This is a genomic window from Streptomyces rubrogriseus, assembly GCF_027947575.1.
Lineage (GTDB): Bacteria > Actinomycetota > Actinomycetes > Streptomycetales > Streptomycetaceae > Streptomyces > Streptomyces rubrogriseus.
In genome coordinates, this window is the sequence record NZ_CP116256.1 from 8,266,013 (window position 1) to 8,278,683 (window position 12,671).

The following is a 12,671-nucleotide window of genomic DNA, read 5'->3' on the forward strand; positions in this document are numbered from 1 at the left end:
CGTACGCGCGATCATCGGGACCATGGACGTCACACTTCACCTCGCCCAGGACCCCGAGGCCGACGAACTCCTCGGGCGCAGCCCGCTCGCCGCGCTGGTCGGCATGCTGCTGGACCAGCAAGTGCCCATGGAGTGGGCGTTCAAGGGTCCCTCGACCATCGCCCGGCGCATGGGGGCGGAGGACCTCGACGCGCACGACATCGCCGCGTACGACCCCGAGTCGTTCGCCGCGCTGCTGTCCGACAAGCCGGCCGTCCATCGCTACCCCGGTTCGATGGCGGGGCGGGTGCAGCAGTTGTGCCGGTACCTCGTCGAGACGTACGACGGTGACGCCGAGGCCGTCTGGCGGGGGGTGAGCACCGGGAAGGAGCTGCTGAAACGGCTCCAGGAACTGCCGGGGTTCGGCAAGCAGAAGGCCCAGATCTTCCTCGCGCTGCTCGGCAAGCAGCTCGGCGTCCGTCCCGAGGGGTGGCGCGAGGCGGCGGGGGCGTACGGGGAGGCGGACTCCTTCCGGTCGGTCGCGGACATCAGGGGGCCGGAGTCCCTGACCAAGGTGCGCGCGCACAAGCAGGAGATGAAGGCGGCGGCCAAGGCGGCGAAGGCCTCCGGCAAGTAGGTACGGCTGCGGCTGCGGCGGGGTGGGGGTGCGCGTAGCGCGGTGCGTGCGGTGGGTGGGTCGGGGTCGCGCCGGGGGGTGTCCGTCCTCGGAACGGCGCGGAATCGGTCGGCCACAGAAGCGAACTTTGTTGACGCGCCAACCGCTGCGGGCGGACACCCCCCGACACGACCCCTTCTCGCCGTACGCGGCTCCCCCGCCGCGTCGCCCCCGCCGTCCGCTGCGGGCAGTCGCCGCCCCCCGCCGCCGCTGCGGGCAGTCGTGCCGCTGGGGCGGCACGGGTGGGCGCAGCGGCACCCCGCAACGCCGGGCCGCGCCGGAGCGCATCAGCCCCGTGGCCCAACCCAGGTGGCATCCGTGTGGCGTCTGCTCCCAGCATGGGGCATGACCGAACCACCTAGCGGGTCCCCCGGCGGGACGCCGTACGACGACCGCGGGGTGCACGCCCGGCACGGGACGACGCACGGCCCGGCCTCCGGACACCAGGAGCCCGAGCCCGCCTTCGAGGGGCCGCTGCACCTCCTGTCCCGCGCCGCCTGGCAGACCGTGCTGTTCACCGGCATCGCCTCGCTGATCCTGGGCATCCTGGTCCTGGTCTGGCCCGGCGCCTCGCTGCTCGCCGCCGGCGTGCTCTTCGGGCTCTACCTCGTCATCAGCGGCGTCCTCCAGCTGGCCGCGGCCTTCGGTACGCACCGCAGGACCTCGCTGCGGGTGCTGGCCTTCATCAGCGGCGCCGTGTCGATCCTGCTGGGTCTGTTCTGCTTCCGCGGCCCCCTGCAGTCGGTGCTGCTGCTCGCGCTGTGGATCGGCATCGGCTGGCTGTTCCGCGGCGTCACCCAGATCGTGGCGGCCGCGCACGACCCGACGATGCCGGCGCGCGGCTGGCAGATCTTCCTCGGCGCCGTCACCGTGGTCGCCGGCATCGTCCTGATCGACTCGCCGGTCGAGTCGGCCACCGTCCTCATGCTGGTCGGCGGCTGGTGGCTGGTCGTCGTAGGCGTCGTCGAGATCGTGACGTCCGTGCGGCTGCGCGGGCGGGCGCACCAGGTTCCCCGCGCGCTGTGAGCGGCGCCCCGCCTACGCCGAGCGGGCGGATTACGTCCCCGGCGCGATGGACGGCGTACGCCGGGCGGGGACACGACTGAGGTGAGACCCGCACCGCACGCCGCCGTCCGCCGGGACGCCTGTCTGCGGGCCCTGGTCCTGTTGCTCGTCCTGCTCGTGCCCTGCACGCACGTGGCGGCCCAGGCGGCACCGGTCGCGCCGGTGGCCGCGGCGGCCGGCATGGCGGGGGAGTACGACCATCTCGACACCGTCCTGAGGGCGCCGGGGCGAAGCGGCCGGCGGGTCGTTGTGGCTCGGCCGGTTGCGCCGCCCTTCGCGGCGGGGCGTCGGGCTCATCTCCGGTTCGACGCCCGTACCGACCGGGCCGCCGTCCTCCCCCGCGGCCCCCGTTCCGTGGTTCTGCGCTGCTGACCGCGCCGGACCGGCCCGACCGCCGGTCCCCCGCGAACCCGACACGCGAACCAGGAACGAGGAATCGACATGCCCAACGACCCCTACGCCGTCCTGCGCGCCCTCCTGCGCGCCGAGGCGGCCCGCCGTGCGCCCAGGCCCGCCGCTCCGCAGGCGGCCGGCGAACAGCAGCGGCCCGCGCGGGAACGGCGGCGCGGCTGACGTGAGGGCCGGGCGGCGGGGGCGGTCGGGCGCCGTCTCCGCCGCCCGCGGAGCGCCCCGCGGTCGCCGAACTCGCACCGGCCCTGCCGATTGATCCGGTTTGCGGCGGCTTTTCCGGCGCCGCACTCCGGCGCCATGGCTGCGCCCGCAACGCCGGGGCCGGTAGGCTTTCCGTGTGATCTTCAAGCGCATCGGAAACGGCCGGCCGTACCCCGACCACGGCCGGGAAAGCACCCGGCAGTGGGCGGACGTCGCGCCGCGCCCGGTCCGCCTCGATCAGCTCGTGACGACCAAGGGCCAGCTCGACCTGGAAACGCTCCTGGCCGAGGACTCCACCTTCTACGGCGACCTCTTCGCACACGTCGTGAAGTGGCAGGGCGATCTGTACCTGGAGGACGGTCTGCACCGGGCGGTGCGGGCCGCGCTGCAGCAGCGCCAGGTGCTGCACGCCCGGGTCCTCGAGCTCGACTGACGACGCCGGCGGCGCTTTCGGTTGACCCTTTCGGGTTGCCTTGCGCCGAACCTCGGAACGTCGACTGATCATCTAATAGGCATCCCTGCTCCGGCGCACTACGCTGCGCCCATGAGCATGCTGACTCCTCCCGGCATGGGTGGCCAGTACAAGATCACGGGGGACAAGTACCCGCGGATGCGCCCGGCCCGGCGACGTGGCCGGTTCGCGGTCGTCGCCGTCGCCTGCGTCACCGTTCTCGGGGTGCTGGGCTGGGGCACGCTGCAGCTCATCGACGTCTTCACCGGCGGCGACAAGGCCTCGGCGGCCGGTGCCGCCGGCTGCGCCACCACCGCCAGGGCCAGTGCCTCGCCGGCCGCCGTGGTGCTGCCGAAGCCCGGTCAGGTCACCGTCAACGTGCTCAACGCGACGACCCGCGGCGGCCTGGCGCAGAAGACCGCCGACGAGCTGAAGAAGCGCGGCTTCCGGGTGGGCGACGTGAGCAACGCGCCCAAGGAGTACGACAAGAAGGTCGCCGGCACGGGGCTGCTGCTCGGGCCGACCGCCTCCCTCAAGACGTCGCTCACCGTGCTCGGCACCCAGTTGCCCGGCGCCGAGCACCGCGCCGACGCGGCCCGCAAGGGCGCCGCCGTCGACCTCATCATCGGCAACGGCTTCAAGGGGCTGGCGAAGCCCGCGGACGCCGACACGGCGCTGGCCGAGCTGACCGCGCCGCGGTCGACGCCCGCCGCGGAGAAGAAGGGCTGCTGAGCGGGTCCGGGACTTCGCCGACCGCTACTCGGCCGCTCCGTACATGCGGTCGCCCGCGTCGCCGAGGCCCGGGACGATGTAGCCCTGCTCGTTGAGACGCTCGTCGACCGAGGCCGTCACGACCGTCACCGGGGTACCGGCCAGCTCGCGCTCCATCAGTTCGACACCCTCGGGGGCGGCGAGCAGCACCACCGCCGTCACGTCGTCGGCGCCGCGCTTGATCAGCTCCCGGATGGACGCGACCAGCGTGCCGCCGGTGGCCAGCATGGGGTCCAGGACGTACACCTGGCGCCCGGACAGGTCGTCCGGCATGCGCGTGGCGTACGTGGAGGCCTGGAGCGTCTCCTCGTTGCGCACCATGCCGAGGAAGCCCACCTCGGCGGTCGGCAGCAGCCGGACCATGCCGTCGAGCATGCCGAGACCGGCCCGCAGGATCGGCACCACCAGCGGGCGCGGGTGGGAGAGCTTGACGCCCGTGGTCCGGGAGACCGGCGTGTGGATGTCGACCTGTTCGGTGCGGACGTCCCGCGTGGCCTCGTAGGCGAGCAGGGTGACCAGCTCGTCGGCGAGACGGCGGAAGGTCGCGGAGTCGGTGCGCTGGTCGCGCAGCGTGGTGAGCTTGTGGGCGACCAGGGGGTGGTCGACGACGTGGAGACGCATGTCCACCACATTAACCGGGCCCCGTGGGGGCGGCGTCCCCGCGGCGGGCAAGGCCCGGGGCGGGGCTCCACTCGTCCGCGGGCGTCAAACCGCCCGGTCGGGGGAAGGTGGGAGGGACAGACGCTGGGTGGTGAGACTGTGCCTGACCGGGACTTCCACAACATGCCGTCCCCCGGCGCCGAGCGGGGTGCGGAGCGCGGGGCCGAGCCGAGTGCGGTGCCGCAGGGGGAGCGGGAGCGTGAGCGGGAGGCCGAACGGCGCCGGCGCCGGGCCCAGTTCCTGCGTGACCTGGCGGAGGCCCGGCAGCTGCGGGACCGCGTGCAGCCGCGCCGCGCCAAGACCGCCCGGCTGCGGCACGCGATGCGCATGCGCACCTTTCGCTGGTAGTTCCCCGGTGGTCCCGCCGCCCGGGAGAACTTCCTGACCCGGCCGGGGAAGATCGCGCGCCGCGCCGACGTTGGTGGTGACGGACGTACGCGGGGACCGCGAGAATCCGCGTACGATCCGCACGTGGCGGCGACAAGGGCGCTGCTGGGCGGCTGCCCGGGTGCGCACCTTCCGGGACGCCGGTCAAAACAGCCGGACACAGGGCGCCGAAGACGTCCCCTGAGTGCCTTGTTTCTGCCACGATTCCGAGTGGGTGGGGCTCGGAGCACCGCTCCCCCGCCCGTAGCCTCCGCCGGGGGGATCCCCAACCGGCACGCCTAGGACCAGTGGGAGAGTCACGGTGTACTTCGCCGCACTGCTCGCGCGCACCGAAGACGGGTGGGAAGCGAGCGACACGGAGCTCGACGATGTGGAAAGCCTGTCGGATCTTGCCGACCTGGCCCGGGAGGCCTCTCCCGACGAGGACACGGTGCTCGTGCTGATCGAGCAGGAGGACGCGTGGTTCGGAGTCGTCCGGGTGGACGGCGAGGAGGACCCCCGTATCTATGTGTCGGACGCCGCCGCGGCCGCCCGCAGCAGCTACGGCGAGATCCTGCTCACCGACGAGCTGCTCGGCCGGGAGCCGGGTGACGACGGCGACGACCTCGACGACCTCGACCTCGACGGCACCGAGGACGGCGAGTCCGACGACGAGGAGGACGAGGACGGCGGCGGCTCCGACGCGACCGCCGGCTCGGGCGAGGCCGTGCCGCACGGACCGGTCGGCGACGCCGAGGTCCTCGACGACTTCGGCGTGAGCGAGAAGGAGCTGCGCTCGATGTCCGGGGACGCGGTCGGGGAGATCGCCGAGGCCCTGGGCGCGCTGGACGTACTGGAGACCGTCCGCTGACCGGGCCGGCCGAGGAGGATCCCGAGGGGGCACCGCCCGATCCGGTGCGCGACCGGTGGCGGGCCGCGATGCGGCTCGCCCTGGCCGAGGCCGGACGGGCCGCGGCGGGCGGGGACGTGCCCGTCGGCGCCGTCGTCCTGGCGCCGGACGGACGTACCGTGCTCTCCGCCGGGCACAACGAACGCGAGGCCACCGGGGACCCGACGGCCCACGCCGAGGTCCTGGCGATCCGGCGGGCCGCGGCGGAGCTGGCCGAGTGGCGGCTGTCGGGCTGCACGCTCGTCGTCACCCTGGAGCCCTGCACGATGTGCGCGGGCGCGCTCGTCCAGTCCCGGGTGGACCGCGTCGTCTACGGCGCCCGCGACGACAAGGCGGGGGCGGCCGGGTCGCTGTGGGACGTGGTGCGCGACCGGCGCCTCAACCACCGTCCCGAGGTGATCGAGGGCGTGCTCGCGGACGACTGCGCCCGGCTGCTCACGGACTTCTTCCGCGGCCGCTGACCCGGCGTCCGGACGGTTGTTCGTCGGCCCCAATACCGATTTCTGAGCACGCCGCTCCGTGCTGTAAGGTCTCTCTCGGTAGCGTGTCCGAGCGGCCGAAGGAGCTCGCCTCGAAAGCGAGTGTGGCGCAAGTCACCGAGGGTTCAAATCCCTCCGCTACCGCTTTTGAAGGGCCCCGTCGAAAGACGGGGCCCTTCGTGCGATCATGAGCGACCGAAAGGCGTGGGTCGAAAGGGACAGGGGAGGCCGCGGTGGCGGTGAACTCGAAGAAGATCGCCGTCTATGTGGTCGTGGTCTTCGTGCTGTACGTGATCATCACTGATCCGGCCAAGGCAGCCGACTACGTGCAGATAGGTTTCCAGGGCATATCCGACGCGGCGGGCGCCGTGGGCGACTTCATGACCTGGGCCGCCAACGGAGGAGAATGATGATCCGCCATCTCGTGCTGTTCAAGCTGAACGACGGTGTCGGGCGCGACGACCCGCGCGTCCTGGCGGGCGTCGAGGCCTTCCGGGCGCTCGGCGGCCGGATCGAGGACCTCCGCTTCTGGGAGTGCGCCTGGAACATCAGCGACCGGCCCATCGCCTACGACTTCGCCATCAACTCGGCCGTGGACGACGCGGACGCGCTCAAGCGCTACCTCGAACACCCGGCGCACCAGGCGGGCGTCGCGCTGTGGCGCGAGTTCGCCACCTGGGTGATCGCCGACTACGAGTTCTAGTACGACCGCGCCTTCCGGCTCCTGGGCTCCGACGCCCTCGGCCCCGTACCTGCCCGGTGCGGGGCCTTTTCGCGTTCACTCAACACGACCTTATGCGGTGCTTGCACACAGTGGACATGTCTTGTGATGCTATGACCGCTTTTGACGGATGAGTTGACGGAAGAGTTGACAGATCACGAGGTGGAGTTGACCGTGCCGGCCAGTACTGCGCCTCAAGCACCGCCCGCGCCGCCCGCCCAGGCCCAGGCCCAGGACCAGATCCAGGAGGCTCCGGCGCCGCAGCGCAGCCGGGGCGCCGACACCCGGGCCCTGACCCAGGTGCTGTTCGGCGAGCTGAAGGGCCTCACCCCGGGCACGCCGGAGCACGACCGGGTGCGCGCGGCGCTCATCGAGGCCAACCTCCCGCTGGTGCGCTACGCCGCCGCCCGCTTCCGCTCCCGCAACGAGCCGATGGAGGACGTCGTCCAGGTCGGCACCATCGGGCTCATCAACGCCATCGACCGCTTCGACCCGGAGCGGGGCGTGCAGTTCCCGACGTTCGCGATGCCCACGGTGGTCGGGGAGATCAAGCGGTACTTCCGCGACAACGTGCGCACCGTGCACGTGCCGCGCCGGCTGCACGAGCTGTGGGTGCAGGTCAACAGCGCCACCGAGGACCTGACCACCGCCTTCGGGCGCTCCCCGACCACCGCCGAGATCGCCGAGCGACTGCGCATCACCGAGGAGGAGGTGCTGTCCTGCATCGAGGCGGGGCGGTCGTACCACGCCACCTCGCTGGAGGCCGCGCAGGAGGGCGACGGGCTGCCCGGACTGCTCGACCGGCTCGGCTACGAGGACCCGGCGCTGGACGGGGTCGAGCACCGGGACCTCGTGCGCCACCTGCTCGTCCAGCTCCCCGAGCGGGAGCAGCGGATCCTGCTGCTGCGCTACTACAGCAACCTCACGCAGTCTCAGATCAGCGCCGAACTCGGCGTCTCCCAGATGCACGTCTCGCGGCTACTGGCGCGTAGTTTCCAGCGGTTGAGGTCCGCGAACCGGATCGACGCGTAAGCTCGGCCCGGAGTCCGGGCGGAGTCGAAAGCGCGAGCGAGGGGTCACCGGGGAGAGCGAATCGCTCACCAGGGCCGTTGCGGACGGAATCGGGCTGAAAGCCCATCAGACCCCCTGTTTCCAGGGGGTATTCGCATCTCGGATGTCGACATGTCACTACAGCGCGTTGCCGACATGTGACATTCTGCCGGAGACGCGTTTGCCGGAGCTTCGGCTCCGGTATTCAGGTGAAGGCTGCGTTCCCGGCGTGGGAGCGTGTGCCGCGACCGTCCCGCGACCCAAAGGGGGTGGCATGTCCGCAGAACAGGGCAGCTCGAAGGTGCTCGCGCTCGCGGAGAGCGAGACCGCGCCCGACTCGATCGAGGCGTTCGGCCCCGTCGAGCCCGTCGGCCCCATCGACTCCGTCGGCCCGGCCGGCTCCGTCGACGACGCTCGGGCCGGCGACGCCGTGCCCGGCCTCGACGCCGTGCCGGCCCAGTCCCTCCCGGCCACGGAGGCCATCGACACCCGCACCCTGTCCCGCTCCCTGTTCCTGCGGCTCGCCGCCCTCGACCAGGACAGCCCCGAGCGTGCCTACGTCCGGGACACCCTGATCGAGCTGAACCTCCCGCTGGTGCGCTACGCCGCCGCGCGCTTCCGGTCCCGCAACGAGCCGATGGAGGACATCGTCCAGGTCGGCACCATCGGCCTGATCAAGGCGATCGACCGCTTCGACTGCGAACGGGGGGTCGAGTTCCCCACGTTCGCCATGCCGACCGTCGTCGGCGAGATCAAGCGGTTCTTCCGCGACACCTCGTGGTCGGTGCGCGTCCCGCGCCGCCTCCAGGAGCTGCGGCTGGCCCTGACGAAGGCCAGCGACGAGCTGTCCCAGAAGCTGGACCGCTCGCCGACCGTGGCCGAGCTGGCCACCGTCCTCGGCGTGTCCGAGGAGGACGTCGTCGACGGCCTGGCCGTGGGCAACGCCTACACCGCCTCCTCGCTGGACTCGCCCGCCCCGGAGGACGACGGCGGCGAGGGCTCGCTCGCCGACCGCCTGGGCTACGAGGACACGGCGCTGGAGGGCGTGGAGTACCGCGAGTCCCTGAAGCCGCTGCTGGCCAAGCTGCCTCCCCGGGAGCGGCGGATCATCATGCTGCGCTTCTTCGCCAACATGACGCAGTCGCAGATCGGCGAGGAGGTCGGCATCTCGCAGATGCACGTCTCCCGGCTGCTCACCCGGACCCTGTCGCAGCTGCGCGAGGGGCTCATCTCCGACTGAGCCCGCGCCACGGGAGAGCCCGTACGACAGCACGGCGACCGCCGTGGCACCTCGGGGGTGCCGCGGCGGTCGCCTTCGTACGGGCCGGTATCCGCAGCAGGGGGCCGGTACCCGCGCCCGCTCTAGCCGAGCGCCAGCCAGGCCACGGCCGCGACGACGATCACGGCGGCCACGATGCCGACGATCAGGCCGACGCGGGGTCCGGAGGAGGCGGCGGGGGCCGCCTGCCGGGTCTGCGGGGCGTCGTCGACGAACGCGCGGAACATCTGGGTGCTGCCTGCGGGGTCGTTGGTGCCCTGGGGGCCCTGGGTGTTAGCCATGGGCCGAGACACTAGCGAATCCGCGAGTGCGGCCCAAGTGCGGGGCCGCCGAGCCCTCTTGGCCCGCGCCACCCCTTATCACCTGCGCGTTTACTTTCGCAATACTTGTCTTTGCCAACTTTTTATGCCGCACCGACCCTTTTTGTTTGCCTGTAGCAACTAACTGTCCTTATGGTTGCCCTAAGCAACGAATCGGGAGGTGCGCATGGCCGAGAAGGCGCAGTACGAGGAGCTGATCCGCCAGTTCAGCGCCTTCGGCGCCGTGAAGCGGGAGATGGGGCGGCTGCTGCCGTCCGACTGTCCCGGCGGGTCCGTCGCCGTACTGACGCTGCTCGGCCGCCACGGGGACATGCGCATGAGCAAGCTCGCGGAGCTGCTCGCGGTGGACATGTCGGTGACCAGCCGCCACGTCGCCCACGGCGCCGAGCGAGGCTGGATCGAACGTTTTCCCGACCCGGCGGACAAGCGCTCGCGCATCCTGCGCCTGACGCCCGCGGGGCAGGACCAGCTCGACGAGATCGCCGAGCGGACCACCCAGCTGCTCTCCCACCGCCTGAGCGACTGGTCCGACGACGAGGTCGGCCAGCTCTCCCGGCTCATGGCCCGCCTCAGGGCCAGCTTCGACGACTGCCGGGCCCCCGCGGCCCGGCCTCCCGCACTGTCCGGGGACGAACAGTCCACCCGTACACCCGCGATCACCACGTAAGTAAAGGAAGTCCATGGCAACGACCACACCAGCCGGTGTGCGGGCTCATGCCAAGCACGGGGGAGGCTCCACCGGAGACGCTCCGATGACGCACCGGCAGATCATGGAGGCACTGTCCGGGCTGCTGCTCGGCATGTTCTGCGCGATCCTGTCCTCGACCATCGTCACCAACGCCCTGCCCGAGATCATCGGGGACCTCGGCGGCGGCCAGAGCGCCTACACCTGGGTCGTCACGGCCTCGCTGCTGACGATGACCGCCTCGACCCCCCTGTGGGGCAAGCTCGCGGACCAGTTCAGCAAGAAGGCCCTGGTCCAGATAGCCCTGATCGTCTTCGTCATCGGTTCCGTCGTGGCCGGTCTGGCGCAGAACCCCGCGATGCTGATCACCGCGCGGGCCATCCAGGGCCTCGGCGCCGGCGGTCTGTCCGCCCTGGCGCAGATCATCATGGCCGCGATGATCGCCCCGCGTGAGCGCGGGCGCTACTCCGGCTACCTCGGTGCCACCTTCGCCGTCGCCACCGTCGGCGGCCCGCTGCTCGGCGGCGTCATCACCGACACCAGCTGGCTCGGCTGGCGCTGGTGCCTCTACGTCGGCGTGCCCTTCGCGATCCTCGCGCTGATCGTGCTCCAGAAGACGCTGCACCTGCCCGTGGTCAAGCGGAAGGTCAAGGTCGACTGGGCCGGCGCCTTCTTCGTCACCGCGGCCGTCTGCCTGCTGCTCGTCTGGGTCACCTTCGCCGACGACAAGTACTCCTGGATGTCCTGGCAGACCGCTGCCATGGTCGGCGGCGCCATCGTGCTGACGCTGATCTTCCTCCTCGTGGAGTCGAAGGCCAGCGAGCCGATCATCCCGCTGCGCCTGTTCAGGAACCGCACCATCACCCTGGCCTCGCTGGCCTCGCTGTTCGTCGGTATCGCGATGTTCGCGGGCACCGTCTACTTCAGCCAGTACTTCCAGCTGGCCCGGGACAAGTCCCCGACCATGTCGGGCGTCATGACGATCCCGATGATCGGCGGCCTGTTCGTCTCGTCCACGGTCTCCGGCATCGTCATCACCAAGACCGGCAAGTGGAAGCGCTGGCTGCTGGCCGGCGGCGTGCTGCTGACGGCGGGCCTGGGCCTGCTCAGCACGATGCGTTACGACACCGCGTACTGGCACATCGCGATCTTCATGGCGCTGATGGGCCTCGGCGTCGGCATGATGATGCAGAACCTGGTGCTCTGCACGCAGAACCAGGTGGAGCCGAGCGACCTGGGCTCCGCGTCCTCCACGGTCACCTTCTTCCGGTCCCTCGGCGGCGCCGTGGGCGTCTCGGTGCTCGGCTCCGTCATGTCGACCCGGATCAGCCACTACGCCACCGACAGCATCGGGCAGCTCAAGCCCGAGGACCAGATGGCGGCCGGCAAGGCCCTGGGCTCCGGGCAGATCCCCGACATGGACCTGCTGCCCGCGCCCATCCGCACCTGGCTGGAGAGCGCCTACGGGCACGGCATCGCCGACATCTTCCTGTACGTCGCGCCGATCGCCCTGCTCGGTTTCCTGGTGACGCTGTTCATCAAGGAGGTCCCGCTGCGCACCAAGGGCGCCCTCGCCCAGGCGGCGGAGTCCTCGGCCGAGGCCGCCCCGCCGGTGGCGGGCACCCCCGCGGAGGCCGTCCGCGTCGCCGGCGAGCCGGTTCCGGCCGGTGCGATGGCGGCCGTGTCGGCCACGCCGTCCGGCGGCCCGGCCGTCGCGGACACCGCGGTCTCCCCGGCCGTCGGACCGGCGGCCACGCAGCGGCTCGCCGCCGTCGCCACGACGGCCGGCTCCGGAGAACCGCAGGCCCCCGTCTCCGGCGGCATCGCGGTGCGCGGCTTCGTCCGCGGCGCCGAGTCCGCCCCGGTCCCGCAGGCCGCGGTCACGCTGATCTCGCTGGCCGGCCGTCAGCTCGGCCGGTCCGTCGCCCAGGCCGACGGCTCCTACGCCGTCGACGCGCCGAGCGCCGGGTCGTACGTGCTGATCGCCTCCGCCGACGGCTTCCAGCCGCAGGCCTCCACCATCGTCGTCAACGACGAGCCGGTCGCCTACGACATCCTGCTCAGCGGCACCAGCGGGCTCACCGGCCTGGTCCGGGCCATGGAGGGCGGGCTGCCGGTCAAGGACGCCATGGTGATCGTCACCGACGTGCGCGGTGACCTGCTGGCCAGCGCCACCACCGGTGAGGCGGGCGAGTTCGCCTTCACCGAGCTGGTGCCGGGCACGGTGACCGTCGCGGTCAACGCCGCCGGCTACCGGCCCCGCGCCCTGCCCCTGGAGGTCGGCGGCACCGGCGTCACCCGCGTCGAGGTCGACCTCCAGGCCGGGGCCCAGGTCCAGGGCGTCGTGCGGGCCCCGCACGGTCCGCTGGCCGACGCCCGGGTCACCCTGGTCGACGCGGCGGGCAACGTGGTCGGCACGGCCACCACCGGGGCGGACGGGGCGTACGCCTTCACCGACCTGGACGCCGGTGAGTACACCGTCATCGCGACCGGCTACCCGCCCGTGGCGACGGCCCTGACGGTCGCCGGCCCGGGTGCCGACGGCCACGACATCGAGCTCGCCCACCCCGGCGAGTAGCAGAACCCCGGCCCGTGGTGGCGTGCGCGCTCTGAGCGGAGGTGCGCCCGCCCACCACGGGCCGGTTTC

17 protein-coding genes and 1 tRNA gene are annotated in these 12,671 nt (G+C 71.9%); 16 read left to right on the top strand and 2 right to left on the bottom strand.

The genetic code is table 11. The annotated features are described in order from the left end of the window. The first annotated feature begins 22 nt into the window (after nucleotides 1-22). From Sru02f_RS37375 to Sru02f_RS37400, 6 genes are all read left to right on the top strand, one after another. Nucleotides 23-616, top strand: a complete 594-nt coding sequence (locus Sru02f_RS37375) for an HhH-GPD-type base excision DNA repair protein (RefSeq protein WP_003974916.1) — start codon at nucleotides 23-25, stop codon at nucleotides 614-616. Nucleotides 617-1,000: 384 nt separating this feature from the next. Next, nucleotides 1,001-1,681, top strand: a complete 681-nt coding sequence (locus Sru02f_RS37380; protein ID WP_109029054.1) for an HdeD family acid-resistance protein — start codon at nucleotides 1,001-1,003, stop codon at nucleotides 1,679-1,681. A gap of 81 nt (nucleotides 1,682-1,762) precedes the next feature. Beyond that, a complete protein-coding gene (locus tag Sru02f_RS37385; protein ID WP_167469258.1) occupies nucleotides 1,763-2,092 on the top strand; it encodes a hypothetical protein in 330 nt (109 codons plus the stop codon). Between the two features lie 69 nt (nucleotides 2,093-2,161). Continuing rightward, nucleotides 2,162-2,293 carry a hypothetical protein gene (locus tag Sru02f_RS37390; RefSeq protein WP_280524860.1) on the top strand — a complete coding sequence of 44 codons (132 nt, stop codon included), beginning with the start codon at nucleotides 2,162-2,164 and terminating at the stop codon, nucleotides 2,291-2,293. Between the two features lie 175 nt (nucleotides 2,294-2,468). Then, nucleotides 2,469-2,765, top strand: a complete 297-nt coding sequence (locus tag Sru02f_RS37395) for a type II toxin-antitoxin system VapB family antitoxin (protein ID WP_003999914.1) — start codon at nucleotides 2,469-2,471, stop codon at nucleotides 2,763-2,765. Between the two features lie 135 nt (nucleotides 2,766-2,900). After that, nucleotides 2,901-3,515, top strand: a complete 615-nt coding sequence (locus Sru02f_RS37400; RefSeq protein WP_109029056.1) for a LytR C-terminal domain-containing protein — start codon at nucleotides 2,901-2,903, stop codon at nucleotides 3,513-3,515. 24 nt (nucleotides 3,516-3,539) lie between these two features. Here Sru02f_RS37400 and upp read toward each other — a convergent pair whose 3' ends face one another. Then, entirely contained in the window at nucleotides 3,540-4,175 is a 636-nt protein-coding gene (gene upp / locus Sru02f_RS37405) for a uracil phosphoribosyltransferase (protein ID WP_003974921.1), read from the bottom strand. Nucleotides 4,176-4,313: 138 nt separating this feature from the next. On the opposite strand from upp, the gene Sru02f_RS37410 reads away from it, so the two are divergent. From Sru02f_RS37410 to Sru02f_RS37445, 8 genes are all read left to right on the top strand, one after another. Then, nucleotides 4,314-4,562, top strand: coding sequence for a hypothetical protein (locus Sru02f_RS37410; protein WP_164272815.1), 249 nt, complete (start codon nucleotides 4,314-4,316; stop codon nucleotides 4,560-4,562). A gap of 340 nt (nucleotides 4,563-4,902) precedes the next feature. Beyond that, the gene (locus Sru02f_RS37415) at nucleotides 4,903-5,451 is read left to right on the top strand and encodes a tRNA adenosine deaminase-associated protein (RefSeq protein WP_109029058.1); all 549 of its coding nucleotides are present in this window, start codon (nucleotides 4,903-4,905) and stop codon (nucleotides 5,449-5,451) included. Between the two features lie 68 nt (nucleotides 5,452-5,519). Beyond that, complete coding sequence (gene tadA / locus Sru02f_RS37420) at nucleotides 5,520-5,951, top strand: tRNA adenosine(34) deaminase TadA (protein WP_109029499.1); 432 nt, start codon at nucleotides 5,520-5,522, stop codon at nucleotides 5,949-5,951. A 77-nt stretch (nucleotides 5,952-6,028) separates the two neighbouring features. Next, nucleotides 6,029-6,113, top strand: a tRNA-Ser gene (locus tag Sru02f_RS37425). Between the two features lie 95 nt (nucleotides 6,114-6,208). Further along, nucleotides 6,209-6,379, top strand: coding sequence for a hypothetical protein (locus tag Sru02f_RS37430; protein WP_218030698.1), 171 nt, complete (start codon nucleotides 6,209-6,211; stop codon nucleotides 6,377-6,379). Further along, the gene (locus tag Sru02f_RS37435; RefSeq protein WP_109029059.1) at nucleotides 6,379-6,672 is read left to right on the top strand and encodes a Dabb family protein; all 294 of its coding nucleotides are present in this window, start codon (nucleotides 6,379-6,381) and stop codon (nucleotides 6,670-6,672) included. Before Sru02f_RS37430 ends, Sru02f_RS37435 begins: the two co-directional genes overlap by 1 nt. Before the next feature lie 192 nt (nucleotides 6,673-6,864). Further along, nucleotides 6,865-7,722, top strand: a complete 858-nt coding sequence (locus Sru02f_RS37440) for an RNA polymerase sigma factor SigF (RefSeq protein WP_109029500.1) — start codon at nucleotides 6,865-6,867, stop codon at nucleotides 7,720-7,722. A 292-nt stretch (nucleotides 7,723-8,014) separates the two neighbouring features. Further along, nucleotides 8,015-8,980, top strand: coding sequence for an RNA polymerase sigma factor SigF (locus Sru02f_RS37445; protein ID WP_109029060.1), 966 nt, complete (start codon nucleotides 8,015-8,017; stop codon nucleotides 8,978-8,980). Between the two features lie 122 nt (nucleotides 8,981-9,102). Here Sru02f_RS37445 and Sru02f_RS37450 read toward each other — a convergent pair whose 3' ends face one another. Beyond that, nucleotides 9,103-9,300: a hypothetical protein gene (locus Sru02f_RS37450; protein ID WP_164272821.1), complete on the bottom strand. Its 198-nt coding sequence runs from the start codon at nucleotides 9,298-9,300 to the stop codon at nucleotides 9,103-9,105. A 205-nt stretch (nucleotides 9,301-9,505) separates the two neighbouring features. Here Sru02f_RS37450 and Sru02f_RS37455 point away from each other — a divergent pair, with 205 nt between their 5' ends. Both Sru02f_RS37455 and Sru02f_RS37460 read left to right on the top strand, forming a co-directional pair. Then, entirely contained in the window at nucleotides 9,506-10,006 is a 501-nt protein-coding gene (locus tag Sru02f_RS37455) for a MarR family winged helix-turn-helix transcriptional regulator (RefSeq protein ID WP_109029062.1), read from the top strand. A 13-nt stretch (nucleotides 10,007-10,019) separates the two neighbouring features. Further along, entirely contained in the window at nucleotides 10,020-12,602 is a 2,583-nt protein-coding gene (locus tag Sru02f_RS37460) for an MFS transporter (RefSeq protein ID WP_109029063.1), read from the top strand. Nucleotides 12,603-12,671 lie beyond the last annotated feature (69 nt).

Bases quoted from the DNA above. Each gene is read 5' to 3' on its own strand.
- Sru02f_RS37460 (WP_109029063.1), top strand. From the start codon at position 10,020: ATGGCAACGACCACACCAGCCGGTGTGCGGGCTCATGCCAAGCACGGG.
- Sru02f_RS37445 (WP_109029060.1), top strand. From the start codon at position 8,015: ATGTCCGCAGAACAGGGCAGCTCGAAGGTGCTCGCGCTCGCGGAGAGC.
- Sru02f_RS37450 (WP_164272821.1), bottom strand. From the start codon at position 9,300: ATGGCTAACACCCAGGGCCCCCAGGGCACCAACGACCCCGCAGGCAGC.
- Sru02f_RS37390 (WP_280524860.1), top strand. From the start codon at position 2,162: ATGCCCAACGACCCCTACGCCGTCCTGCGCGCCCTCCTGCGCGCCGAG.
- Sru02f_RS37400 (WP_109029056.1), top strand. From the start codon at position 2,901: ATGGGTGGCCAGTACAAGATCACGGGGGACAAGTACCCGCGGATGCGC.
- Sru02f_RS37380 (WP_109029054.1), top strand. From the start codon at position 1,001: ATGACCGAACCACCTAGCGGGTCCCCCGGCGGGACGCCGTACGACGAC.
- Sru02f_RS37435 (WP_109029059.1), top strand. From the start codon at position 6,379: ATGATCCGCCATCTCGTGCTGTTCAAGCTGAACGACGGTGTCGGGCGC.
- tadA (WP_109029499.1), top strand. From the start codon at position 5,520: ATGCGGCTCGCCCTGGCCGAGGCCGGACGGGCCGCGGCGGGCGGGGAC.
- upp (WP_003974921.1), bottom strand. From the start codon at position 4,175: ATGCGTCTCCACGTCGTCGACCACCCCCTGGTCGCCCACAAGCTCACC.
- Sru02f_RS37375 (WP_003974916.1), top strand. From the start codon at position 23: ATGGACGTCACACTTCACCTCGCCCAGGACCCCGAGGCCGACGAACTC.
- Sru02f_RS37455 (WP_109029062.1), top strand. From the start codon at position 9,506: ATGGCCGAGAAGGCGCAGTACGAGGAGCTGATCCGCCAGTTCAGCGCC.